Below are 25,657 nucleotides of genomic sequence, written 5' to 3'. Positions count from 1 at the left end.
CTTATTGAACCACAGGTACAATTCCTGTTTTATTTTGAGTTGAAGACCACCAGAGTTGCCAGAGTCGTTGATTGTATCCAAAATTCTGCTGAGTGATCTCCTGCAGGGCTGACAGCACGGCTTCATTTTGATGGCTATGTCTGACTGAGACAGTTCGCATGGGGACCCGGGGCTGTTGTGATGGAAGTACAATGACTCCATTGGGGTACCGACCTGCTAGTAGTCCCGCTTCAATTTCAGGGGGCAAGACAACTCCCGTATTACCAAACGTTCCGTTCGTGCCGAAACTGTATGTCGATGTTGTATCGGGAACCCTGATACGATAGGTATGGCTGGTAATCAGAGCGGAGATCAGTTCTGGGACAACAGATTCGTCTCCTATGACTCCCAGTCCCTCTCCAGCCCTCTGAACGATCAGATTTGATCTGTTTTTCAAGGCTTCAATAAAATAGACGATTGCTTGTGATACATCCCGCCTGGAAAGTGCCTGCAGGGCTGACTCTCTAATCGCCTGCACGGGGTCCGTCAAAGCGAGCTCCGCCAGTGGTCTGAGAGGCTTGTCACCAGTTATCTGTGACAGTGTGATAACAAGAAGTGATCGTACAAGATAGTTTTCATGTTTGCCCATCTGTCGCGATAAGGCGGATACTGCGAACGGGTCTTTTATTGCCTGAATATTTTTCAGCCCCTCCTGCTGAAGTTGAGCATTGTTACTGTTCATCAAAGTCAGCCAAAGCTTGACTTTTTTAGCCCATTTTCGTTCTTCTGCCAGATCGGCTTCATTTTTTTCCAGTAATTCCAGTTCCGCGGTAGAGACATATCTTCCTTTGTATTTGATGTAGCCATTTTTTCGCATCAATTCATCTCGGGTCATCCATTCCCCGTCCCGTTGGGTATACCCCAGTGCCGCTCGGGCTTTTGCATGATCCGGTTCCAGTAAGAGAACTTTTTCCAGTTCTGCATGTCGTTGAGAGGTGAGGTGATTTTCGGAGCACCAGTTTGCCAGTTCCAGATGCGCTTCCACTGTATCAGCGATTAATTTGGAGCGAGATTCATATTCTTCGACTGACAATGGACGGTTCGTGATAAATTCAATCTGTTGCGAGGTAATGGCGATCCTGCCACCAGTCAGCGTTTCTATGATACGAATCTCTCCGGATTCCGGAGTCAACCTCTGCAGTTTGCCTCGAATTTCTCCTCCCTGTTTAAGTTTGATCAGATCACATTGCCCCGGGACCTGCAGTCCCAGAAATAACGTCAATAGAAGGGGAACAGAAAGAGCGAGCCTTGAATTTGGGAAAATATGCTCTGGATACATCGTGCCAGTTCTCATACCCGTTGAAGTTTTGATTTACTGGTGTGTGAGCGACAAACTGCGTCAAACGTTAATTTCCAGTCTGATTTTATCATATTCGACAATAGCGGGACAGGATCTTTCTTCGGGAGTCGCTGCTTTTTGTAATTCGTATCAGTTGTATGAAGCAATCATCAATAGAGAAAGCGAGGTACGATAACGAACTCAAAGAGGGGCAACCAATTGACGGGAACGACAAAAAAACAGTGATTATAGAGGGGTGTACAGTTTCTCTAGTGAAAATTCTTCAAATGATTTCATAACAATACTGGATTCCCCTTTGGTGGGGTGGGTAGAATGGGAAGTATGAGCCAGGGCAGGATACTGAGAATTCTGTTCTGCAAGCGGTTTTTAAAGACAGTTTGCGGTCAAGGTCAGTCTGTATTGTAGACTTGAGAAGAGTTACTACTCTTTGCCGTAGACGATTCAGATCCCTTTATTAGATCTGAGTATGCCAGATCTAAAAATCATCTTGAAAAAGTTGGTACTATGCCTGTGTGGAAGAAATTGACAATTAGTTTTCTGATGTTAGTTGTGACAGTCACTGGAAGTGATTGCCTGATGGCTCAACGCTTGAATGAGTCCTCGGTTGGTATCACGATTCCGACACAACGGCAGTTGGGACAGTATGATCTCGAACGCGTCTGGTGGGGACAGGCTGTCGTGGATCCGCATCGGGATCGGATTGTGCATTTATCGATTGACGAAATCAATTTGTATGCACTATCCACCGCAGGCATCATCACCGCGTTTAGCAATGAAACCGGCAAAAAATTGTGGGCAACTCAACTGGGACGGGGTAATAATATCGGTTATTCTCCTGTATCCAATTCAAAATATGTCTTCATCACAGTAGGGACTAAATTATATTCCATTGACAGGTTAAATGGTGAAATCGATTGGGAACTTCAGCTACCAGGCTCTGCTTCAACCAGCCCCACTGTCGACGAAGATGCTATCTATGTGGGCACATTGAGTGGTCGGGTTTATGCGTGGGATCTGAAAAAACTGAACGAATTAAGTAATGAGTCAAAACTCCCGGCATGGCGTGAAAGTGCAATCCGTTGGACGTATCAGACGGGTGATACCATTAACACGCCCGCGATCGTCACAAACCGGACTTTGATTTTCGCCAGCCAGGATGGTTCACTTTATTCAGTGACACTCCAGGATCGACAACTTGCTTTTCAGTTTGAAACTGATGCACCCATTTCAGCCAGTCTTGCTGAAGATGATAAGAGCATCTTTCTCGCTTCAGAGGATCAGAATCTGTATTGTCTGAATAAATTGAATGGCATTGTCCGTTGGAGAATCCGAACCTCGTTTCCGTTACTCTTTCCAGTTTCTGTTCTGGAAAATGAAGTCTATCTCTCTTCAAAGAAAAAAGGCCTATTTCAACTTTCAGCTCAATCGGGACAGGAGCAGTGGTGGCAACCGTTGGGTTCACGGTTTATTTCACTGTCACCAACTCGTGTCTATTCTACAGATGAGCTTGGGAATTTGCTGGTTCTCTCACGCACAGATGGCGCGGTTCTTGCTGCTGTTCCCCTTCGAAAATACCAGGTTAAGCTGATGAACGAACAGACGGATCGAATATTTTGCGCTTCAGAATCAGGGATTATTTTGTGTCTGAAACAGAAGGATCTGCCATTTCCGATCCGCTTCAAAAATCAGGATAAGTATCCGATTCTTCCCGAGATTGCGCCGGAACCGACAGTAAAAGATGTTCAGTCAGAAACCCCTGCCGACGGTGAAAACACCGATAACTAAAGCGCATTACATTTAACCATAGCCTTTCTGAATCTATTAAACCCGGTTCAAATGGTCCTGGAGACGCGACAGTAAAACTGGAAACAGTCTAGCTTGACTAAGCACCAGGTCGTTTGATTCAGACTCTCCCGATACTCAGGCCTCATTTGTTTTCTGATCGCATACTGGCTAAACTGAGCCCGAGTTGTGCATGGAACGACTTTGGTACGCCCTGTTACTGGAAGTCTGTTTATATCAGGCACGGGAAATTTCTTTAAACTACAGATGGACTTTGTCCACTCTGTGTTCTCAGGTGATTGACTAAGAAACAAATGAGTAATTCACATCCACGTCGTGCATTAGTAAGTGTCAGTGATAAAACGGGTCTTGATGGATTCGTAAAAGGTCTGGCTGAACTGGGCTTTGAATTTATCTCGACAGGTGGAACCCGTCGTTATCTGCAAGAACAGGGTGTGAATGTAATCGATATTTCAGAGTATACAGGCTTTCCTGAAATTATGGATGGTCGCGTAAAAACTCTGCACCCTAAAGTTCACGGCGCAATTCTGGGCCGTCCTGATCTGGCTGGTGATGCCGCTGCAATAGAGGAATTTGAGATTGTGCCTTTCGAACTGGTTGTCTGCAATCTTTACCCGTTCGAAGAAACGATTGCCAAGCAGAATGTTTCTCTTTCAGAAGCAATCGAACAGATCGATATTGGTGGTCCCAGTATGGTGAGATCAGCCGCTAAAAACCACGCCTATGTCGGAATTGTAACCTCGCAGACACAGTACAGTCGTGTGCTTGATGCATTACAGTCAGGGCCACTGACTCCGGAATTCCGTCTTGAACTTTCTGCTGCAGCCTTTGAAATGACCGCCTGTTACGATCGTGCCGTTTCAAACTACATGTCGTCAGTTGTGCCGGACAGTGAATCGACTCGATTTTCACAGCAGATCAGTATCAATTTAGTAAGGAGAGATCAGTTACGCTATGGCGAAAATCCCCATCAAAGCGCAGCTTTCTATGTAGAAAAACAACCACGGGCAGCAAGTGTGGCACAGGCAGAACAGTTAAATGGCAAGGAACTTTCCTACAATAACTATCTTGATCTGGATGCGGCACTGCAGATTGCCGGTGATTTTGATAAGCCGGCTGCAGTCGTGATTAAGCATACGAATCCTTGCGGATGTGCTACTGCTGATTCACTGGTGGAAGCGTTTGATAAAGCCTATGCAGGAGATCCTGTCAGTGCATTTGGATCAATTATCAGTTTCAATCGTCCTCTTGATAAAGCAACCGCAGAAAAATTATGTGAGCCCAACCGCTTTATCGAAGCGATTATTGCCCCCGATTATGATCCGGAAGCTTTTGAGCTGCTGATCACAAAACCCAAGTGGAAAAAAAATGTCAGACTCATGAAGTGTCCCATGATGGATGCACCTGTTGTAGCCAGCCTCGATTATCGCAGAGTCTCTGGAGGTTTACTCGTGCAGGAAAAAGACGAATTACGAGATGACCCTAATGATTGGAAAGTGGTAACCAGCCGCGAACCTGATTCCAGGGAAATGAATGATCTGGCTTTTGGCTGGATTGTCTGTAAGCATGTGAAATCGAATGCTATTGTGCTGGCAAAGGATGAAATGCTTCTGGGGGCAGGAGCAGGTCAAATGAGCCGCCTGGATTCTTCCTATATCGCCGCATATAAAGCGGGCGAGCGTAGTCAGGGGGCGGTCGTAGCGTCTGATGCATTTTTCCCTTTTCGTGATGGAGTCGATGAAGCTGCCAAAGCCGGGGTGACTGCCATTATTCAACCCGGGGGATCGGTTCGTGACGAGGAAGTAATTACAGCCTGCAACGAGCATGGGATTGCCATGATCTTCACTGGACGACGTCATTTCAAGCACTAAGATGGAATCGGTTGCTAAAACGCCTGATACGTCAATTTATTGTTACCCGTGTGTACCATCTGGCAAATTCCGTTGACATGATTTTGACTCGCTCTGGCTCCTGTGCAGAGAGATCTGTGGTTTCTGTCCCATCTTGATCCAGATTGAACAGCTGCCAATCTTGCTTACTGCGCGGCCGTATCGCTTTCCATGAGCCCATTCGGATTGCCTGGTGGCGAGGGACATCCCAGCAGAGCGCCTTGTGTGGCTCACGTTGGTGACCCTGAAAAACCGGTAATAGACTTTTCCCTTCCAATGCTAAAGGGATGCGCCCCTGAAAATGAGTAGGGTAAGGGACGCTTGCGATCTCAAGACAGGTTGCCATCAAGTCGATGACATGCCCTGGTTGTCTGGTAATGCCGCCACGCTCTCGAATCACAGCAGGCCAACGGACGATTAATGGCGTTCGGATTCCCCCTTCATACGCTTCCAGTTTTGTTCCGCGTAATGGTGTGTTACTGACATTCGCCCAGGCAAGTCCGTAAGCGGCAAATGTGTCATGTGGTCCGGGCGGGTTATTGGAGCTACTGCCAGGGCGAATTGCCACTCCATCTTTTCGCCAGTTTGTATTAGTTGAATCAGGTTTGAACCCGAATCCGGACTGACTGGGAGTCAATCCCCCATCGGGGGCTGCACCATTGTCTGATAGAAAAATAAGGAGTGTGTTCTGTGCTGCATTGGCCTCTTTTAAGGTCTGGATGATCTGCCCCAGGCCGTGATCAATGGCTGATACCTGGGCTGCATAAACTGACATCCTTTCCGCCTGCCAATGCTGATGATCCTGGTGTTCCCACGCCGGTATCGCTGCCGGTTTTGGTGACAGTTTCCACTGTTCGGGAATTAACTCTGATTCCCGTTGACGCAGAAATCGTTGTGCCCTGACCTGGTCCCAGCCGGATCGCTGATATCGCGTTCGAAAATCTGAGATCACTTTTTCTCGCGCATGGAGAGGCCAGTGAGGGGCAATGTGAGCCACATAGAGAAAGAATGGTTTTTTCTCAGTCAGGCTTTGTTTTAAGAATCGAACTGCATAATCATTGATTGTATCGGTCAGATAGAAGTCTGCTGGCAGTGTAATCCGTTTGCGATTCAGATAGTACGGGTTGTTTTCAACTTCATGAAAGTAACTGATTTTGGCCTGACACATGGGGCCGAAAAAATGTTGGAATCCTCGATCGACAGCCAGATCACGTCCCTGCCACTTGCCGACCATCATGGTCTGGTAACCAGACAGCTGGAGTAGCTCTGCGATCGTAACGCATTTGCTGAAATCTTTAGGCTCGTTCCAGCGGTCGCCGCGATGGCCGACCTGTTGGCAGTACAGTCCCGTGAGCAGTGAAGCGCGGGTGGGACCACAGATTGCATTATTGTAGAACTGTGTAAAACGTAAACCTTCCTGGGCGAGTGAATCGATGTGAGGTGTATTGATCTCTCCGCCGTAACAGCCAATATCAGACCAGCCCAGATCGTCAGCCATGACCAGGATGATATTGGGGCGAGGTTTTGTTTCCTGTGCTGATACGGTGGAAACGGAAAGCAGGTAGAATATGGTTGCCCAGCCCCAAGGATTCATATTGAATTGACTTTCTACAGTAGAATCAGGTGCCTGCATTTACTGTTATGCATAAATTCAATCAGTTCAATATGATTATAAACAAAGGACTCCTTTGAAGTCTATTACAGCGTTATCTGACGGAGTAGGCGGCAGGAATGACACGAACCTGATAGAAGTGATCCAGAAATTACATTTGTGGGAAGTGAATCGTCGTGGAAAAGATAAAATTAAAGGAGCCTTCTTCTGTGAAGAAGGCTCCTTTCGTTATGGCCCTTTGATTCGGAATGATCCGAATGGTAGCTGGTAAAAAGTTACCCGCTGGTATTATTAGAAGACGAGAATAACGTCTGTACCAACAGTGAACTGGCTGTCCTTGGTTGCACCACTTTTGGTTGTCCAGGGGTCAGCTCCGTCAGCCCAGTCCCAGCGAACTTCAGGACGAACCTGGATGCAGGAATTGATTTTGTGATTCAAACCTGCAGTGATTTCGTAGTAGTTCGTACCGGGGTTACCCAGCTGAGTACCATTATGATCACGCCACCATTCGACACGCATCCCTGCGCGAGTTGAGTCGCAGACGTCATAGAAGAGGTATTGGTTAATACCATAAGCTTCTGCATCGTCACCTGGATCAGCAGCATCGCCATTCATGAAGAACATATGGTCATGCTGGAATACGTAAGACAAGTTATCTGACAGTTTCTGCTGAGCAACGATACTGAAGATGGTCAGGTTGGAAGTTCCCCCGAATGCATCATTTTCACCGCCAGAGCTGAGGGCAAAGGTCAGTGATGTATCTTCGCTGTCGCTGGTCCAGCCAATAGAACCCAGGAAGCTCCACTCATTGTTCTGATTTTCAAAATCATCCCAACCCGTGGTGATACCACCGGTCAGTGAGATGTTGTCGCTCAGGTCAGTACTGGCCAGAACACCTGTGTGGGTGAAAGGCTCATCGTACTGCATGGTATAAGCATGAGAGTAGAAGAAGTTTCCGGTTGCAGGTACAACTTCGTATCCAATCAGTGTATAGAAGTGACCAGCATTGACGGTCACACCGTTTCCGATGGGAGCATAAAATGAAGCATACATCTGAGGCATTGCCAGACCGATCTGGTTGGCAGTCGCGTTGTCGTTGTCTGACCAGGTACCGTCGAAGTTCGGGGTATTGTTGGGGCCACCAAATACAGCAGTATCGGCAGCATCAGAACCAACTAACAGGTCGACACGACCACCCCAGCCGAAGCAGTCTTCGTTGGCAGCAGCGTCTTTTTCCAGGACGAAGTACAGCTGGTTCAACATGAACTGGCTGTCAGCCTGGTTGAATCCCACACCGGGAGTGTTCAAGTCATTAGCAGGACGGTTACCGTTGAAGGTAATACCAAATTCCAGCCAGCCACTCAAAGACCAACCATTATCTTCAAGGAAGTTACCACAGCCATCGCAGTCGTCGAACAGACGAGTCAGGCGGCCGCTGCAGCAGTCTCCGTCATCACTTGATTCTTCGCCACAGCAAGTGTCAGGATTGGTACAGGTAGGAGCACAAGTCTTAGGTGCACAGCATTCTGCTGTTAACCGTTCGAGTTCTGCAGCTAACTTTGTACCAGCTTCCTCATACACTTTCGTGCAGCAGGCATTGGGTTGATCTGGAGTGCACGAAGGGGCACAACCAGCATCACCACCAAATGCAGGTGATACAGCCATGAGACCCAGCCCACTTAAGAGGAGCCCAGTCAGTCTGGCTTTTCTTTTCAGTTCATTCAGTTTTCGCATATTTTAACTCCTGAGTACACGCTAAAGGTGCTTGGTCTCCATACCGTCAGAAGGGAGGCGTATATGCTTTCCAAAACAATGAATTGGTAAAAGCCATACTGACGGTCTAATCAAAGTCCCATCGTTACAATCAGATGACCTGCGAGGTCCGACAAATTGAGCGCTAACATAACGATGGCTCTAATACGGAATATCGGAATTCCCCGTAGTTGCTTTGATGAAAAGAGATACGTCAAGAATATCCTGACTGATCAGGAAGGTCTGGTTCGATCAACCAGACAGCGGAAGCGTTAAACTTTAACAAATCATAAATTATGTTAAGCTTGCGCGAAGAATAAGCAGTCGTGTATGCAATTATTTACTCAATCCAGAAAAAGTCTTTAGAACAAGACTATCTCGGGAGAGTATTTATGAGGCACTTGTAAAGAGGGCATCGACAAATCCCTGTGAATTAAACAACTCAAGATCATCAATTAGCTCCCCGACACCGACGTATTTCACGGGGATCCCCATTTTCTGACGGATGGCAACAGTGACTCCTCCCCGTGCTGTACCATCTAATTTTGCTAAAATTAATCCAGAACATTCGATAGATTTCGAAAAATGTTCTGCCTGACTGATTCCGTTCTGTCCAGTAGTTGCATCCAGAACCAATAAACTTTCATGAGGTGCATTCGGGATTTTTTTGCTGACAACACGTTTGATTTTTTCCAGTTCTTCCATCAGGTTTGTGTGAGTCTGTAAACGTCCTGCAGTATCGATAATCAGGTAATCAACACCAGTTTCCAAGGCGCGTTCGCACCCAGAATAAGCTACACTGGCCGGGTCCGTACCATCGGGTCTAGTAACAATTTCACATCCCAGTCTATTGGCCCACATGGTAAGTTGTTCGACCGCAGCGGCCCGGAATGTATCTCCTGCAGCTAATAATACCGTTTTTTTCTGTTTCAGTATCAGATTGGCCAGTTTCGCAATAGAAGTCGTTTTTCCGACACCATTCACTCCTGCCACCAGAATTACAGTCACACCATCAGGATTGTTATTTAAGGGAGATAATGGGTCTGAGATATCCCACTTTGCATCCCCTTCACCCTCGAGCAGCGTACGGATTTTCTCTTTCACTGTCTCTTCGATTTCATCCAGAATAACCGTACGGCCGCCATGCTTTTTGCGGATTTCTTCACAAATTGCGGAGGAGGCAACGACTCCCATGTCCGTTTTGATCAAACGGGCTTCAAACTGTTCAATTTTCTGGTCATCCAGGATTTCGCCCGCTTTAAATAAATCGCGGACATCTGTCCTCAATACTTCTTTAGTTTTTTCTAAACCACGCTTTAATCGGTCAAACAGACCCATTTTTCTTCTCTCTTACTTGATACAGCTGATTAATATTTGTTCTGGATCACCAGGATCTCAGTCGAGGATAATATAGTGTCTGGAGTCAGACGGCAAGTATCTGAATTTCTTACATGAATCTATGATTCAACTTTATTATTGCGCAGACTGTCAAATCGTTGAATTGCCTGGTCCCAAACGACCTTCTCCTGAGGTTCGTAACGATTGGTTTCTATCGAATTCAGCACAATCTTCCGTATTTCAGATAGTGAACTGACCGCGCCAATAGCTCTTGCCTGAACTAATACATTTCCAAGTCCTGTGGCTTCTACCGGACCGGTGATGACCGGTATCTGGCAGGCATTCGCGGTGAACTGATTCAGCAGCTCGTTTTTAGTTCCTCCCCCGACGATATGAATGACTTCGACCGGGATTCCTGTCAATTCTTCCAGCCAGCCTGAAACCTTACGATATTTCAATGCCAGGCTTTCCAGTGCACAGCGAATGTACTGACCAGCGGTTTCTGGTATCGGCTGACTGGTTTCAACGCAGTACTGTGAAATCGCTTCCAGCATGTCAGGAGGGCTCAAGAATCGTGGATCATCCGGATCAACAAGTGAACGAAACGGTTCTGCGAAGGTTGCAGCTTCAGCCAGTTCTGAATACTCCAGAGCTTGTCCCTGGCGTTCATAGGAGCGCTTGCATTCCTGTACCAGCCAGAGCCCCATAATATTTTTCAGTAATCGATAGGTGCCATCAATGCCTCCTTCATTAGTAAAATTCAATTCAAAGGCTCGTTTGCCTAAAACTGCAGAATTGACTTCGACTCCCATCAGTGACCAGGTACCAGAGCTGATGTAAGCCCAGTTGGGATTTCCTGTCTGAGTGGTCGGGATGGCGGCAACTGCTGAAGCTGTGTCGTGAGTAGCAGGAGTGATGACATCAATTTTACTGAGACCCGTATGGAGCATGACTTCTTCGCGTAAGGTTCCCAGTTTTGTTCCAGGTGAGACTAGCTTGGGAAGCATGGCGGTTGGGATCTCGAGCTTACGGAGCAAATCATAAGCCCAGTCTCCGGTTAGGGGATTCAGGCATTGTGTTGTCGTGGCATTCGTGAATTCCACAACCTGACTCCCGGAAAGCAACCAGTGAAAGAAGTCGGCCATCATCAGAAATGTTCTGGCCTGATTGAGTAATTCAGGATCGGTCTGCTGCATCGCTAACAGCTGATATAGGGTGTTGATCTCCATGAACTGTAGACCTGTCGCGTCAAATATTTCCTGTTGCGGGACGCGCGAAGTGGCGAGATTCAACATACCTTCCGTGCGCGGATCTCGATAATGATAAGGTTGCCCCAGCATTTCCTGGTTTTCGGAAAGTAGTACATAGTCGACTCCCCATGTATCAACGCCGACGGAAATGATCTGATCGCCATATTTTTGTGCGGCGAGAGAAAGTCCTTTCAGTATCGAAGTCCACAGGCCGGTTACATTCCAGCGACGCGTTCCTGCAATCGGGACTGGTCCATTACTGAAACGATAGATTTCTTCCAGCTGGATTTTATTTTCATTCAGGATGCCTGCGAGGACACGCCCGCTTTCTGCCCCCAGATCAACTCCTAAAAAACACTGCGCCGGCATTGATTGTCCCTTTTGATTCAATAAAGACTTCTGGCTGATACGAAGTAAAGCATGTTAATACCAGCCCCGTATCATACAATAACTTCTTTTAAATTTCATTGGATACTGGTTGTGACACAGTAAAGATTTGCAGATCATGGAATCTTATTTACCGGTTGATTGTAGTTTTTGAAAACAGACTCTATCCTGAAGAATACGGAAGGGCATTTATTACACATTGTTAAGCAATTGAATGAGAACGAGTTCCCATGAAACCGATAATGTCAGTGCTGGCTGTTTTACTGTGCTTCTTGATATTTCAAACAGGATCCTACGCCTCTGACCCAGTAAAACTGATTTTCGATACTGATATGGGAAATGATATCGATGATGCATTAGCGCTGGCGGTCATACATGCTTTAGAGAGCAGGGGAGAATGCGATCTGCTGGCAGTTACCAGCAGTAAGGACAACCCCTGGTCTATCCTGTACTGTGATGTAGTAAATTCTTTTTACGGCCGGCCAGAGATTCCACTGGGAAGAGTCAACCAGGGAGCTACTCATCTCGACGGATCATATACACGTAAAGTTGTGAAAACGTCCGAGGATGGAAAACCCGTTTTTGCGAGATGCTTTCAAAGTGCGGAAGACATTCCAGAGGCTGTTTCAGTTTTAAGGTCTACACTGGCAAAACAACCCGATCATTCTGTGACGCTGGTTGTAGTCGGGTTTTCAACTAATATTGCCAGACTACTCCAGTCGCCGGGGGATCAGGTCAGTCCCCTGACGGGCCTGGAGCTGGTGTCCCGGAAAGTGAAACTTCTTTCTCAGATGATTGGTCGCTTTGACCGGGATAAGCCTGCTAAATTCCATGAATACAATGTGAGACTGGATGTTCCCGCCGCTAAAGCGGTGTACGAATTATGGCCAAAGCAAGTTCCCGTTGTCGTCAGTGGCTGGGAGGTGGGACGTGCGATTCAGAATCGTGCCATCAGTATTCAGCATGATTATGGGTATGTGAAATCTCATCCGATCAAGCTGGGATACGAATATTGGCATAAAATGCCTTATGATCGACCTACATATGATCTAACGAGTGTTCTATATGCGGTCAGGCCCGGGCGTGGTTATTTTGGATTATCCAAACCAGGTCAATTTAAGATCAACGAACTCGAAAAACTGGAATTTACTCAAGATACAGATGGAAATCAGCAATTTCTGACTGTGACTCCAGAGCAGATTGTCAGGGTACAGGAAGTTCTGGAAAATCTTTCCAGTCAACCACCTGCAATGTGAACATAATAAACCAGCTCTATTTCCCTGGAGGAGAATTCCTGTGAATCAGAAAACGGAAGATCATGTAGAACCATCCTTCGGTAAGCGTTTTCAAACCGCCTTGAAGAATCTGGGAATCGGGATCATTTTCCTGATGGCGGGGTTGTTCTTGCTCTGGCATAACGAGTCTAAAATTCTTGAGCGAGATATCAGTATCTCTCAGGCAGAGTCAGTTCTGTCAGAGAATCAGGAAGCGAGTTCCGAAGAAACAGGGCAGGTGAATAATGAAGGACGCAATTTGCAATCAACAACGGTTATCAACTGGGGGCTCCGGTTTGCCGGCTGGATTATTGTTTTTCTGGGATTAGCCACGCTCTTTAAACCCCTGGTTGTCCTCGTTGATAAGATCCCGTTCCTCTGGAATTTCGTAGGGCGTGGAATCACAATATTTGCTTTGCTGAGTTCGTTCAGTCTGACTTTAATTCTCCTGTCAGCTGTCTGGATGGTGGCGCGACCTGTTTTTGGAGCAGTCTTATTGCTGTCAGGCATTATCCCATTATTCATTCTCTATCGTTCAGGAAGACGGGCTCGATTGAAGCACGCGTTGAGGAGAGCCTGATCTGACCTGATTAGAGTCCATGTAAGAATTACAAGCCCGTTTGTTTCTTCCCAGGTTGCCCCAGATGTTCTGTTTTGTTGTTTGGGACCACTCTGGTTCCCAACTTTCTGCCTGAGATCTCAGGATTCCTACAAGTCGAATAACCCACATAACCGATACCTTTGATATATCTAATACCCTTGACGCGGATTTTCCTGCGCCACAGGGGGGTTATTTGCTGGGTCTGTCTAAGTTAGAAGGCAGTTTTGTAGAGCCTTCGGCTTGTAGACTTCTTTAACATGAGATTGAAGTAGAACATGGTAAATCCGGCCTATCGTTTATTGCTTGGAATGGTTGTTCTCCTGTCAGGGGTGGAATCACTGTCTGCGCAGGCTCCATATTCTCCCGACATGGGATCGATGATTCAGCCTGTCAGTTATAATTCAACTGCAGCTTATCGTCCCCATTACGAGCCTGAAGTGATGTATGAACCATCACCGGAATATTATCAGCCGGTTGATGCGTATCCTGCAGAATATTATGGGGGGATGCCTCCAGCCGATTCGGTGATGAGGGTTCTTCCAGAAGATCGTGGCTGGGCTTACGACCATCCAATGGATGGATATTTCAGCCGACTGGCCCATAACAGCTGGTTTCGTATGGAGTACCTGCTCTGGAAAGCGCCTCCGGGCAACATGCTGATCGGTTCTCAAAACGATTCAGGCAATGATCCTCGCAATCCTTATACAACTAATGATTTTCTAGGATTTCCCACTCTCTCAACCAAAGCCGCCGATTTGAGTTCTATTGGCAAGGAAGGTACTAACGGGGTCCGCGGCACGTTCGGTATTGATTTTGACAGTGGTACCATTGAAGCTATCTTTTTCGGTATGAAAACCGATGCGAGTGGATTTTCCTATGGTAAAAATGATCTTCTCGGTGCTTCCTTTGGCGAGACCGATATGATTTCAATTCCTCTTTTATTCAATGGTGAAATATCGAACGCCCAGCGGAATTTCAATCAGAAATTTAGCGTCGACTATAAAACACAGGCGTGGGGAGTGGAAAGTAACTATGTCTTCAATACGGAAAGCCTGATTTTCCGGACCTATTATGGAGAAGGTGGATTTCAGATTCGTCCTTTAGCAGGTTTTCGTTATCTGAAAATCGGTGAGCAGATGGTTGTGAAAGGTGATTTTGAACGCTCAGACACGATCCCTCCATTCCCATTTTTTGAATCGACAATCAGCAGCCAGACGAGCAATAAACTGTATGTTCCTCAGGCTGGTATCCGAATGGAATTCGTGCACCCCTGGTTCACGATTGCAGCTGAACCGAAGTTTGGTTTTGGTGTGAATAATTACAATGGAAGTGTGTTAACAAACCAGTTTCTCGGACCAACTGATCCTACTCACGTCACACAGATATCCAAAACACGGTTTGCACCGACTTTTGAGTTTGGAGTGAATGCCCGCATTCATCTCAGTGAATACTTTACCTTCAATGTTGGTTATAACTTCCTGTGGGCCAATCATATTGCCCGGGCAGGGGGGATTCCTTATTACAACTTGGATGGCTCTTTCGCTGCTAATGACGTCTCTATCCAAGCTCAGGACAGTACAGATACCTATAAACTGCATGGACTTGTATTGGGTGGAGAATTCCGCTGGCCATAAAACAGAGCGGTTAAATGCCGACTCTGCTTATGAGATCAGTTTGTCGACAACTTTTCCACCAACGTTGGTCAGTCGAATATCCAGGCCACCAAAATTCTGTGCCAGTTTCAAGTGATTCAGGCCGAACAGATGTAACAAAGTGGCGTGAAAATCGTTGATGTGAACAGGGTCTTCTTCTACTGACCATCCCAGTTCTGTCGTTTTGCCAATGACCTGCCCCCCTTTGACACCTCCTCCCGCCATCCACAGACTGAAGGCGCCAGGATGATGATCTCGGCCTGTGACCGCTTTCGAACCAGTTCGGTTTTCACCCAGCGGAGTCCGTCCAAATTCTCCAGCCATCACGACCAGCGTTGAATCGAGAAGCCCTCGTTGTTTGAGGTCTTTCAGAAGTGCAGCAACGGGCTGGTCCACGATTCCTGCGTTCCGTTTTATACCGGCATCCAGACCACTGTGGTGGTCCCAGGAAGCATGGTAAAGATTGACAAACCGGACTCCGCGTTCCACCAGTCTACGTGCCAGCAGGCAGTTCCGTGCAAATGCACCTTCCGCATCGGCTCCCCCACCTCTTTTACCAGTTTTAGAATCTCCTTTTCGGTTGACGCCGTAGGCTTCCTGTGTTTCTTTGGTCTCGCTGGATAATTCAATCAGTTCCGGTGCTGAAGACTGCATTTGAAAGGCGAGTTCGTAACTGGCTATCCGGCTGGCAATTTCATCATCGCCTGTCTCGTTCAGTTGTTCGGTGTTCAGTTTCTTGATGGCTTCCAGACCAGATTTCTGCATGGCCGAACTGATTCCAGGCGGGTTATTCAAGTTCAATACCGGCTCACCCTGATTTCGGAACAGTACTCCAGCATAAGTCGATGGTAGAGAGCCACTGGACCAGAGTGAGGCGCCGCCACTGGCACCACGACCTGCTGTCAGTACAACATACCCTGGCAGATTATTGGATTGGCTGCCTAGCCCATAGGTCAGCCAGGAACCAACACTGGGTCTCCCGAAGCGTCCTACCCCCGTATTCATCATCAACTGTGCCGGATGGTGGTTAAACTGCTCAGTATACATTGAGCGAATTAAAGCGATGTCGTCTGCACAGGTTGCAATATTGGGGAGCACATCTGAAAACTCGGTACCGCATTCCCCCGATTTCGTGAACTTCCTGGCGCTTCCACTCAGAGTAGCGGTTTCTTTGTTAATAAAAGCAAATCGAACCTTCTCGGTCAGTTCTTTGGGGAGTGGCTGTCCGTTTAATTCCTGTAACTTGGGTTTGGGATCATAGAGGTCTATCTGGCTGGGGCCTCCCGCCAGAAATATGAAAATACAGTTCTTCGCGGTACCGGGGAAATGGGCATCTTTGGGAGCCAGTGGATTTGTGAGACTGTTTTCCGAGGCGATTAACCCTTCTTTCTCCAGCATCGCAGCCAGAGCAAAACTGGCGACACTGCAGGATGAGTTCATCAGGAAGCGACGACGTGCCAGATTCAAATTGAATGGTTCAGCGTTCATAATTATTTTTTTCCGTTATGGAATATGTCACTCAGATTACAGGGGGGAGTTAAAAATCTAATTATCCGCGTGTCACAAACTCATCGAGATTCATTAAAACCCGTCCAATTATTATCCAGGTGGCGACTTCCTGCGGGGTGCTTCCCTCAGGAATCTGAATTTGATTTGTTAAATCGCTGACTGCCGACGGATCTGCCTGCAGTAATTGTGTCTGTTCCTGATGGAGCTGACGGATAATTTGCATTTCCTGCTTTGATGGCTGTCGTGCCAGGCAGAGTTCAAATGCATGTTTGATGCGATCTTCCAGAGAATGAGTATTTTTCTGTGTTGCCTCGACAATTCGTGTGCCCAGATTTTGGGAACACTCAAAAAAGACCGGGTCATTCCAGATCGTTAATGCCTGCAGTGGAGTATTGGAACGCTCTCTGCGAGTACAACTCAAATTAGAATCGGGTGAGTCAAAAGTCATCAACATGGGATAGGGGACTGTACGTTGAAAGAACGTATAGAGTCCGCGACGGTAGCGGTCATCCCCTTTACTGGTAGACCATTTCACCGAATTTGCATAACCCAGATTAGCGATTCCCTCGGGTTGGGGAGGATTCACGCTCGGGCCACCTACTTTGTGTTTGATTAATCCGCTGACTGTCAACGCCTGGTCGCGAATGATTTCCGCTTCAACCCGCAGGCGGTTCTGATGCGACAGCCAGGTGTTATAGGGGTCTCGTTCTGCGAGTTCCGGTCGATTCGTGGAAGACTGACGATACGTTGCTGAAGTGACAATCAGTCTATGGAGCTGTTTCAGGCTCCAGTGGTTTTTGCGAAATTGAGTGGACAGCCAGTCGAGTAATTCCGGGTGCGAGGGGGGCTCTCCCTGTGTGCCAAAATCGTTGACAGTGAATACGATTCCCCGGCCAAAATAGCGACTCCAGATGCGATTGACTGTCACCCGTGCTGTTAGAGGCTGACGGGGCTCAAACAGCCAGCGCGCCAGATCGAGACGGTTTGGATTGGAAGTTCGGATGGGAGGCAGGATCGCCGGTGTATTCGCTTTGACTTCATCCGCAGGATTCAGAAAGTCACCTCTTACCAGCAAGTGTGTTTTGCGGGGTACTTTGAGATGATCGACTACCTGGGCTTTCGTGGTTTCTGCGGGATCACGAGGTGCTTTTTTACGATGTGCCACTTCCTGTGCTTTCAGTTTATTTAACTGAGGATCAATGGTGCGAAAATACTCCAGCAGTTCCTGGTGTTGCTCAACAGTTCTCTGTTCAGACGGTGTATTCAGTGTCTCGACTACCAGGTCTGTCATTCCAGTAAGGGGCAATGGTACATCTGTTGTTGTCAGTGAAATACGAAAACGCCCCAGGTTATGATAAGTTTTTTTCGTAGTGGACTGCTGCAATGTAACGGTGACCAGCGTACCCTTTTCGAATCCAAATGGTTTTTTTGCTTCGAATGTGGCAATCTGTTTTCTTCCCTCCTGGGGAGCAATTGACCAGCCTGTATGGGGACTGTTGTTGATGACACGGTCAACTTTATAACCCTCCATCTCAAAGCTGGCCTGTGCATTCTGTAACGCGATTTCATGGATCGAATCAGGCGATTCCAGTGGTGCCGTCTTCAGAGTAAGCATGGTCAATTCGAAATCGCCAGTGGCACTTCGCCCTGGCCCCTGTCTGGGCAGACTGGGATCAGTGAGTGCTTCGAGTCGAATCCCCTTAATGTTCTGTATATCTGTTTTAAAAGTAATCGTATAAATTTCTGCGCGACCGGGGTTTTCCCCTTTAGCCAGCACGCTACGATCGGGCAGAACCTTCAATGTGGTTTTCTGTTTGGCTTGAACGGTTTCCGGATTCAGGACTGTCCAGACAGGTTTCTTTTCCGGATTCTGTTTTTCCCAGTGACTGAGGGCTGAGTTCAGTTTGTTCTGTTCATAATCCTGAATTGCTTCTACCAGAGGCTGATGGGCTGCCTGATAGACTTGATTTGCTTTCTCAAAATTCGCCTGTTCGGCAGGCAGGGGCGCGCCGATATCGGGCTCTGTCATTGAATTGAAAAAGGAGTATAGCCGATAATATTCACGCTGGGTGATGGGGTCATATTTATGAGTGTGGCATTGGGCACATTCTACTGTGATTCCCAGCCAGATCGATCCCAGAGTATTCGTGCGGTCGACAGTACGTTTGACGCGATCTTCCTCCGGATCGGTTCCACCTTCTGTATTGATCAGGGTATTACGATGGAATCCCGTAGCAACCAGTTCGGTCAGGGAAGGATCTGGGAACAGGTCGCCCGCGATCTGTCGCTGCGAAAACTGGTCGAAGGGGAGGTCCTGATTCAAGGCATTGATCACCCAGGTTCGCCAGCGCCAGGCGTGTGGTCTTTTGCGGTCTTTTTCGTATCCGTCGCTGTCAGCGTACCGTGCCAGGTCGAGCCAGTGCCGAGCCCAGCGTTCTCCATAATGCGGAGAGGCCAACAGATGGTCGACCAGTTTTTCATACCAGTCAGGGTTGAGATCGGAACTCCACTTCTGCCATTCTTCAACCGTGGGAGGGAGTCCAGTCAAATCCAGATAGACGCGTCGGATAAGAGTGCTGCGGTCCGCTTCTTCAGAGGGGCTTACTTTTTCCTGTTCCAGTTTCTGTAGAATGAATGTATCGATGCCATTTTTAACCCAGTCCGTCTGTTGCACCTTTGGCAGGGTAACCTCTTTGATGGGTTGAAATGACCAGTGATCTGAGCCAGCCAGACCTGTTTTTGAATTCGCGATCTCAGGCCAATTGGCTCCCAGTTCGATCCAGCGTTTGACCAAAGCCAGTTCGTCTTGATTCAGTGGAGTTCCTTCACCTTCCGGGGGCATCTGGTCGCCATCCCCGGTGCCGGAAATCCGATGAAAGAGTTCACTTTTATGGCTGTCACCGGGTAGAATAGCCCGACCACTGTCTCCACCTTCCAAAGCGCGACTTTTCAGATCGAGGCGAAAGCCACCTTCCTGAACTTCCCGACCGTGACAAGAATAGCATTTGGCCTGAAACAGTGGTTTGATCTGTTTCTGGAAATCAATTTTGTCTTTTTCTGCAACAGCCTCTGCGGCAGACAGAAATACAGGTTGAAGTAACAGAGAACTCAGGCTCAACAGCCAGAACATAGAAAAGAAGAGGCGGTTCATTAGCTTGCCCTCATTATTATCAGGCAATTCAACGATCTGGGTGCGTCTCTGGAAGGCCAAAGCTGCTCCATTGCAGCATGGGAGAACAGGTAAGTCCCCTGATTGATCGCTATTATTACATAATACTAGGTTATATCAGCGTATGTCAAATAATGGCTTTGAGATCCACCACTTAATCAGAAGTTCGCTAATCTGGATTGGAATAGATAGAGAGGGATACTACGTGTTCTGTTGCCTGTAAACTGAATAAACCGGTAGTTTATTATTTTTCAGCAACCGGAATTGAAGCCTGGATGGGGAACAGCTTCAGTAGCATCTTTTTATTTGGTTTTGAACCATATTCGCAGAGCTCAAACGATTCCGCAAATTTGACCTGCTTACCGATTTCTTCTCCGTAGATATTGATCAGTTCGGTGCGGTATTTATTTGCTTCTGATGACTGACGGCGCGACCAGGCAGGACGAAGAAATTCGACGCGCAGTTCTGGCGGATCAGCAGGGGGGACTTTAGCAGCCCGTTCCGGACTGCCGCCAGCTCCTCCTTCCAGCGATTGCGATACGAGCTGTGCAACTGCTTTCAGTTTCTGTTCAAATACATTGTCCACGGCAACGACCACATCCGGACGAAAGGGGTAAGGCTTCTGGAATCCGTCGCTGGAGTACATGAAGACGGGATTTTTTTTAAGACGAGGGATATCAGGACAGAAATAGGGTACGGTTACCATGAATGCAGCATCCTGGACCAGTACGCCAACATACCGGTGGTCGGGGTGATAATCCCAGGGACGATGTGATATGACGAGATCGGCATTCCATTCGCGAATCAGTTTTACGATCTTCTTTCGGTTCTCCAACGTCGGAAGTAATTCTCCATCATGGATATCCAACACTTCCGATTCGACTCCCAGGATTTTTCCTGCAGCTTTAACCTCGGCAGCTCTTCGCTGAGCTAATGTACCTCCCGCCATTTCAAAGTGACCAATGTCTCCATTTGTCACGGAGACCAGTTTTACTTTATGACCCTGTTGCGCCCAAAGCGCAGCTGTTCCACCATTTTTATATTCTGCATCATCAGGGTGAGCACCAAAGCAGATAATACGTAACGGGGCACCTTCATCTGCCTGGAGTGAAGAAATGTTACACAACAGGGGAAGCGTAATTAGAAACGTAGAGTAGATTATATTTCTCAGGTTCAGCAGCATGGTTTTCAGCTCCAGTTCTATCAGGATAAATCAACGGATATTTATCTAAAATACCTGAGAATATGATTTGATGAAAGCGTGCCACAAAAAAAGGCTCGCAAATGCGAGCCTTGATTTAGCAGTCTTTACAGACTGGACTGTTTCGATCATGGATTATTTTTCAAAACTGCGACCGGTTTCTGTTCTTGCTTTGGTTGTTGATGCTGTCTCGGTTGTTTCGGGTCTATTACGGGCACGTTCGTGAGCCATACCTACCAGTTGAGAAGCAAACTGCAATTCTGCCTGATTGAAGTAAGGAGTTGGAGGGGCACCACCTAAATGTTTGACTGACTTTGCGGCCAGTTCCTGCCAGCTCATTTTATCTGCCAGATGCCAGGCTGCAGCCTGACCTGCCTGTTGATTCACGCGACCAGTTGCAACGAAGCGGAGAAGTTCCTGAAGTGCAGGATCTTTCACCATTTCTTCGGTTTCGACCATGCGGTATTCCATACGAGGTGCTGGTTCAACTTTACCGTGTTCAAGACAGACTGAAGTGTAGGGGACGAAAACTGTTTTTTCAGGAGGCACGGAGAAGAAACCACCACCGGCACCGCCAGCTCCACCACCGCCCATTCCACCAAGTCCACCACCCAGCCCACCGCCAGCACCACCGCCTGTTGTCTGCGCCTGACCACCTTGTCCGCCACCACCCAGACCACCGCCGAGTCCACCACCGCCAAGTCCACCACCCAGAGCCCCCTGTTTCAGGACTTGAACTGCGAGGAAAGTTTCGGGCAGTTTCACATTGAGTGGTTTCTCACCATTGTTGGTAATCATAACTTTGCCACCTTTAGAGCTTTTGGCAATAATTTTGACGTCTACCAGGCCGGCTTCCATTGCTTCAAACAGATCGTCAGCTTTTTCTGCTGCAGGATCATACTTCTGAGGAGGGATCGGTTTTTTTGCTGCTTCCAGAGTGGTACTCAAGCAGAGTGCCAGGCAGGTCACAGAAAAAAACATCAAAAAACGAGAAGCAGATTTTGTGGACAACATAGAAAATGTTCCTGTAGTTCACTGGAAAGATACCACGCTGCCGTGGTGTAAGATTAGTCATCACTCTTTAAGCTGAAATAGTTATTTACTACAACTATCCCAATATTATCATCTTACAGCATACAAAACGGGTCTGGCAATAAAAAGTTGTCCTGAAAGCAACTTTTTCATAACTCCGACTACCGGCTATTAATATAGGACCGGTCAGGTAAAGGCTGCGCCATATCAGATTATGACGATTATATGGTGTGAAACAGTGGCAGAACCTGGCAGGCAGCGTCATAATTTTCAAAGAGAGGCTGGAAAAGGAGAAATGGGAAAGCAGATCTACTCTTCTGGTACAGCCGGTTTTCTAACTCTTTAATGCTTTTGAGCCAGTTACTTATGGGAATTCATAATGATCCGGGAGATCACGGCAGATACTGTCATTAATTACTTGAAGGAGATGCAGCAATTATCCCCTGGAGAAGAGGCTTCAGCGGAAGCACTTGCGTGGGGAGTTTCGAATATAGTCATCCGTATAGATCGCCAGGCTGGCGATGATTTTGTCATCAAGCAGTCACGGAAACAACTGCGAACTCAAACAGAGTGGTTCAGTCAGCTTGAACGGATCTGGCGCGAGCTGGAAGTCATGCAGGAGTTGCAGAATCTGCTGCCGGCAGGAGTTGTTCCGCGCGTCCTGTTTGAGGATCGCGATAATTATCTGTTTGCCATGGAAGCAATCGATAAAGACCACAAAGTCTGGAAAGCAGAATTACTGGATGGAATATTTGACCTCTCGGTTGCTTCACGACTGGGAAATTACCTGGGTGCCATTCACAGGTTGAGTTTTGAGAGCCAGCAGTTTCAAGAACGATGGAGCGACTGGACAATCTTTGACCAGCTTCGCATTGACCCATTTTATCGGTTTATTGTCAAAACTCATCCGGAAATAAAGGACTGGGTGGATGATCTGATTGCCGAAATGGAGGGCAATCAGATCTGTCTTGTTCTGGCCGATTTTAGTCCCAAAAATATTCTGATTTCTGGCGATCAGATTTATCTCGTCGATTTTGAGACGGCCCATTATGGTGATCCGGCATTCGATCTGGGGTTCTTTTTGAGTCATCTGATGTTGAAAGCGATCTACTTCCGCGAGCGCGGCGCTCATTGTATTCGACTGGTGGAATGTTTCTGGGAACAGTATCTGGCCGAAATTCAATCCTTGTCTGATTCAGGAGATAAAGGAACTGATAAGATGGGGCAGCAGGAACTGGAGCGTCGTACGATCCGCCATCTGGCAGCTTGCATGTTGGCCCGCGTTGATGGTAAGAGTACGGTCGATTATCTTTGCGAACCAGGTCTGCAGGATCAGGTTCGCTCGTTTGCGCTCTCGTTGATCCTGGATCCACCGTCTACGATTCATCAATCGACATTAAGATTAAGTGAGATGCAGAATTCCTGAAGGACTTTCGGATGAAGGTTAAGTTCGAACCTGATATCCTATAGGGAGATGCAGGGCATTGCTGTTTATAAATGATGTAGCTGATAATCACAGATGGGAGTGTGATCTGATATGACACAAATTGAGTACGTCCATGCACGTGAAGTTTATGACAGTCGTGGTAATCCTACAGTGGAAGTCGAGATCTGTTGTGCTGGTTCCCGTTGCGGGCGTGCGATCGTTCCCAGCGGTGCCAGTACCGGAAAATTTGAAGCCATCGAGTTACGTGATCAGGATGCAGCGCGATTCGATGGTTTAGGTGTCACCCAGGCAGTGGAAAATGTCAGACGGGAAATCGCCGCTGCATTAATAGGCCAGGATGCTTCGGACCAGAGCGGCATCGATACGATTCTCTGTGAACTGGATGGGACCGAGAATAAGTCCCGTCTGGGAGCGAATGCAATTCTGGGGGCTTCACTGGCAACCGCTTATGCTGCTGCAGAGTCACAGGGGCAAAAACCGGTTGAGCGTTTTGCTGAAATCTGGTTTGACTATATCAGATCTGGCTTTGCTGACGAAACAGAGCAAACTCAGCGGACGAATCTTCTGGCCCGATCCATGTCTCTGCCTCTACCGATGGTCAATATGATTTCCGGTGGACTTCACGCCGGTCGCAACCTGGATTTTCAGGACTTTCTGATTCTGCCTGTCGGTGCCACTTCCTATCGGCAGGCCTTTGAATGGATTGTGACGATCTACCGCCGACTGGGGCAGATTCTCAATAAGACCGGGCATGAAGGAACTCTCATTGGTGACGAAGGCGGTTATGGGCCGAAATTAAGTTCTAACAGTGAAGCGGTCAAATACATCGTTGCAGCCATTGAAACTTCTGGGCTGAACCCTGGTGAAGATGTGGCGATTGGACTGGACGTGGCCAGTACACATTTCTACGACGTCGAGACTGACACTTATCATCTGAATGCGACGGGAGATGAAGCGTTATCGGCCGATGACGTAATTGATATGCTGGAACGCTGGGTCGATACATATCCCATCATCAGTATTGAAGACGGTTTGGCGGAAGACGACTGGTCTGGCTGGAAGAAACTGACCGAACGACTGGGGCATCGCGTCCAGTTAATTGGTGATGATCTGTTTGTAACGAACCGGAAGCGTCTGCAGCAGGGCATCGACAGCCAGACGGCAAACAGTGTGCTGATTAAGTTAAATCAGATTGGAACGCTGACAGAAACTCTGGAAACGATGAAATTGGCCATCGATCATGGTTACTGGCCAATCGTTTCTGCCAGAAGCGGAGAAACAGAAGATACAACCATTGCCGATCTGGTTGTCGCAACAGGTGCCGGTCAGTTAAAGGTCGGTTCGGTAGGACGCAGTGAACGACTGGCAAAGTATAATCAACTGCTGCGGCTGGAAGAATCACAATCCGACAGAGCTCTGTATCATGGCGGCGAGATCTTTTCCAGTTTGAGATCCAAATAAGTTCGTCACCGTTTCTATTTCAAACAAACTAACAGCGTCTTCGATCTGCTCGAAGACGCTGTTAGTTTAATTCAGAATAGACTCAGCTCAATTGGAAGCGACTGGATTTGTTGCGGGCAACAGACTGATGTCCAGAGTCGCCAGTAACTGACCTTTGCTGTTCATGACATGCATTTTGGCTTCTGTTACTTTGGCCAGTCCGATCTGGGGAGTCTGAAACGCCAGAATGTTGTCTTCCCATTTTTCAATCTTCGCAGGCAGTCCCATTTCATTGATTTCCAGAACAACCATACCCTGTTCGCCTCCCAGCCCTTCTGCTGATAGTTGAAATAATTTTCCGGATTCCAGTACCAGACGCTCCTGTTCAACCGGTTCCGTACTGTTTTCGGTTTCAGTAACTTCTTCTGTTCCGGCTCCTTCAGATACATCATCGACTGTTTCACCGGCTGCATTGTAATACACGGGGACACATGCTGTGATCACACAGGGAGTCAGAATCGGGTCGACACAGGCAACTGGATACCAGGGGCGACAGACTGTGGGACACCAGGGACGAGTGTTGATGTGAATCCAGGGGCGGTTCCAGTGATGATGTCCATGGTGACCGTTGTGGTGTCCATTGTGATAACCATTAAACTTGTTGTGTTTGGTTGTTTTCTGGCCAGTCTTGAAAGGACGCTGAGTTGCTTTAAGTTGTGGGTTGATTTGTTTTTTCTCGTCAAACCGATTCACTTTATTTGAGAAATTCTGTTTAGGAGCGGTTTTGAAGTGATAGTCGTTTGTCTTTGAGAATTTGCTGGATTTTACGGGAGTCGACTTTGAGTTGTAGGATGCTTTGTAGTTGTGTTGTCTCATAGACGGTTTTTTGTTCTGCGAAATACGCTGGTTTGATGAACGATGATTGTACTGCGAATGACTGGAACGATTGTTGAAATGATGAC

18 protein-coding genes are annotated in these 25,657 nt (G+C 47.5%); 8 read left to right on the top strand and 10 right to left on the bottom strand.

The features are described from left to right. Window position 1: 1 nt before the first annotated feature. The gene (locus Pan161_RS17255; protein WP_197995376.1) at window positions 2–1,318 is read right to left on the bottom strand and encodes a HEAT repeat domain-containing protein; all 1,317 of its coding nucleotides are present in this window, start codon (window positions 1,316–1,318) and stop codon (window positions 2–4) included. Between the two features lie 597 nt (window positions 1,319–1,915). Between Pan161_RS17255 and Pan161_RS17250 the strand changes: the two genes are divergently transcribed. Beyond that, complete coding sequence (locus Pan161_RS17250) at window positions 1,916–3,124, top strand: outer membrane protein assembly factor BamB family protein (protein ID WP_197995375.1); 1,209 nt, start codon at window positions 1,916–1,918, stop codon at window positions 3,122–3,124. A gap of 311 nt (window positions 3,125–3,435) precedes the next feature. Next, window positions 3,436–5,013, top strand: coding sequence for a bifunctional phosphoribosylaminoimidazolecarboxamide formyltransferase/IMP cyclohydrolase (gene purH, locus Pan161_RS17245; RefSeq protein ID WP_145229143.1), 1,578 nt, complete (start codon window positions 3,436–3,438; stop codon window positions 5,011–5,013). Window positions 5,014–5,044: 31 nt separating this feature from the next. On the opposite strand, the gene Pan161_RS17240 is transcribed toward purH, so the two are convergent. After that, complete coding sequence (locus tag Pan161_RS17240) at window positions 5,045–6,625, bottom strand: arylsulfatase (RefSeq protein WP_197995374.1); 1,581 nt, start codon at window positions 6,623–6,625, stop codon at window positions 5,045–5,047. Between the two features lie 94 nt (window positions 6,626–6,719). Between Pan161_RS17240 and Pan161_RS17235 the strand changes: the two genes are divergently transcribed. Then, window positions 6,720–6,914: a hypothetical protein gene (locus Pan161_RS17235; protein WP_145229139.1), complete on the top strand. Its 195-nt coding sequence runs from the start codon at window positions 6,720–6,722 to the stop codon at window positions 6,912–6,914. A gap of 20 nt (window positions 6,915–6,934) precedes the next feature. On the opposite strand, the gene Pan161_RS17230 is transcribed toward Pan161_RS17235, so the two are convergent. The 3 genes from Pan161_RS17230 to rhaB form a co-directional block, all read right to left on the bottom strand. Then, the gene (locus Pan161_RS17230) at window positions 6,935–8,377 is read right to left on the bottom strand and encodes a porin (protein WP_145229137.1); all 1,443 of its coding nucleotides are present in this window, start codon (window positions 8,375–8,377) and stop codon (window positions 6,935–6,937) included. A gap of 408 nt (window positions 8,378–8,785) precedes the next feature. Then, complete coding sequence (gene ftsY, locus Pan161_RS17225) at window positions 8,786–9,733, bottom strand: signal recognition particle-docking protein FtsY (protein ID WP_145229135.1); 948 nt, start codon at window positions 9,731–9,733, stop codon at window positions 8,786–8,788. 119 nt (window positions 9,734–9,852) lie between these two features. Further along, the gene (rhaB, locus tag Pan161_RS17220; RefSeq protein ID WP_145229133.1) at window positions 9,853–11,352 is read right to left on the bottom strand and encodes a rhamnulokinase; all 1,500 of its coding nucleotides are present in this window, start codon (window positions 11,350–11,352) and stop codon (window positions 9,853–9,855) included. Between the two features lie 248 nt (window positions 11,353–11,600). Between rhaB and Pan161_RS17215 the strand changes: the two genes are divergently transcribed. From Pan161_RS17215 to Pan161_RS17205, 3 genes are all read left to right on the top strand, one after another. Next, window positions 11,601–12,626 carry a nucleoside hydrolase gene (locus Pan161_RS17215; protein ID WP_145229132.1) on the top strand — a complete coding sequence of 342 codons (1,026 nt, stop codon included), beginning with the start codon at window positions 11,601–11,603 and terminating at the stop codon, window positions 12,624–12,626. A 40-nt stretch (window positions 12,627–12,666) separates the two neighbouring features. Next, window positions 12,667–13,224, top strand: coding sequence for a TMEM43 family protein (locus Pan161_RS17210; RefSeq protein WP_145229130.1), 558 nt, complete (start codon window positions 12,667–12,669; stop codon window positions 13,222–13,224). Window positions 13,225–13,520: 296 nt separating this feature from the next. Continuing rightward, the gene (locus Pan161_RS17205) at window positions 13,521–14,879 is read left to right on the top strand and encodes a BBP7 family outer membrane beta-barrel protein (RefSeq protein WP_145229128.1); all 1,359 of its coding nucleotides are present in this window, start codon (window positions 13,521–13,523) and stop codon (window positions 14,877–14,879) included. 27 nt (window positions 14,880–14,906) lie between these two features. Here the strand turns inward: Pan161_RS17205 and Pan161_RS17200 are convergent, their stop codons facing one another. The 4 genes from Pan161_RS17200 to Pan161_RS30630 form a co-directional block, all read right to left on the bottom strand. After that, window positions 14,907–16,385: a DUF1501 domain-containing protein gene (locus tag Pan161_RS17200; protein WP_145229126.1), complete on the bottom strand. Its 1,479-nt coding sequence runs from the start codon at window positions 16,383–16,385 to the stop codon at window positions 14,907–14,909. Between the two features lie 61 nt (window positions 16,386–16,446). Then, on the bottom strand, window positions 16,447–19,557 hold the full coding sequence (locus Pan161_RS17195) for a PSD1 and planctomycete cytochrome C domain-containing protein (RefSeq protein ID WP_145229124.1): 3,111 nt from the start codon (window positions 19,555–19,557) through the stop codon (window positions 16,447–16,449). 262 nt (window positions 19,558–19,819) lie between these two features. Beyond that, a complete protein-coding gene (locus Pan161_RS17190) occupies window positions 19,820–20,758 on the bottom strand; it encodes a PIG-L deacetylase family protein (RefSeq protein ID WP_145229121.1) in 939 nt (312 codons plus the stop codon). A gap of 153 nt (window positions 20,759–20,911) precedes the next feature. Further along, window positions 20,912–21,790 (bottom strand): hypothetical protein, encoded by an 879-nt coding sequence (locus tag Pan161_RS30630; RefSeq protein ID WP_197995372.1) that lies wholly within the window; start codon window positions 21,788–21,790, stop codon window positions 20,912–20,914. A gap of 445 nt (window positions 21,791–22,235) precedes the next feature. Between Pan161_RS30630 and Pan161_RS17185 the strand changes: the two genes are divergently transcribed. Both Pan161_RS17185 and eno read left to right on the top strand, forming a co-directional pair. Beyond that, a complete protein-coding gene (locus Pan161_RS17185) occupies window positions 22,236–23,234 on the top strand; it encodes a phosphotransferase family protein (protein ID WP_232103287.1) in 999 nt (332 codons plus the stop codon). Window positions 23,235–23,345: 111 nt separating this feature from the next. Then, a complete protein-coding gene (eno, locus tag Pan161_RS17180; protein WP_145229117.1) occupies window positions 23,346–24,716 on the top strand; it encodes a phosphopyruvate hydratase in 1,371 nt (456 codons plus the stop codon). An 87-nt stretch (window positions 24,717–24,803) separates the two neighbouring features. On the opposite strand, the gene Pan161_RS17175 is transcribed toward eno, so the two are convergent. After that, the gene (locus Pan161_RS17175) at window positions 24,804–25,571 is read right to left on the bottom strand and encodes a hypothetical protein (protein ID WP_145229115.1); all 768 of its coding nucleotides are present in this window, start codon (window positions 25,569–25,571) and stop codon (window positions 24,804–24,806) included. Window positions 25,572–25,657: the final 86 nt, after the last annotated feature.

It is taken from the genome of Gimesia algae, from assembly GCF_007746795.1.
In the GTDB taxonomy this organism is placed as follows: domain Bacteria; phylum Planctomycetota; class Planctomycetia; order Planctomycetales; family Planctomycetaceae; genus Gimesia; species Gimesia algae.
The sequence above is the reverse complement of the archived record's forward strand: the minus strand, read 5'-3'. Positions and strand labels throughout refer to the sequence as shown.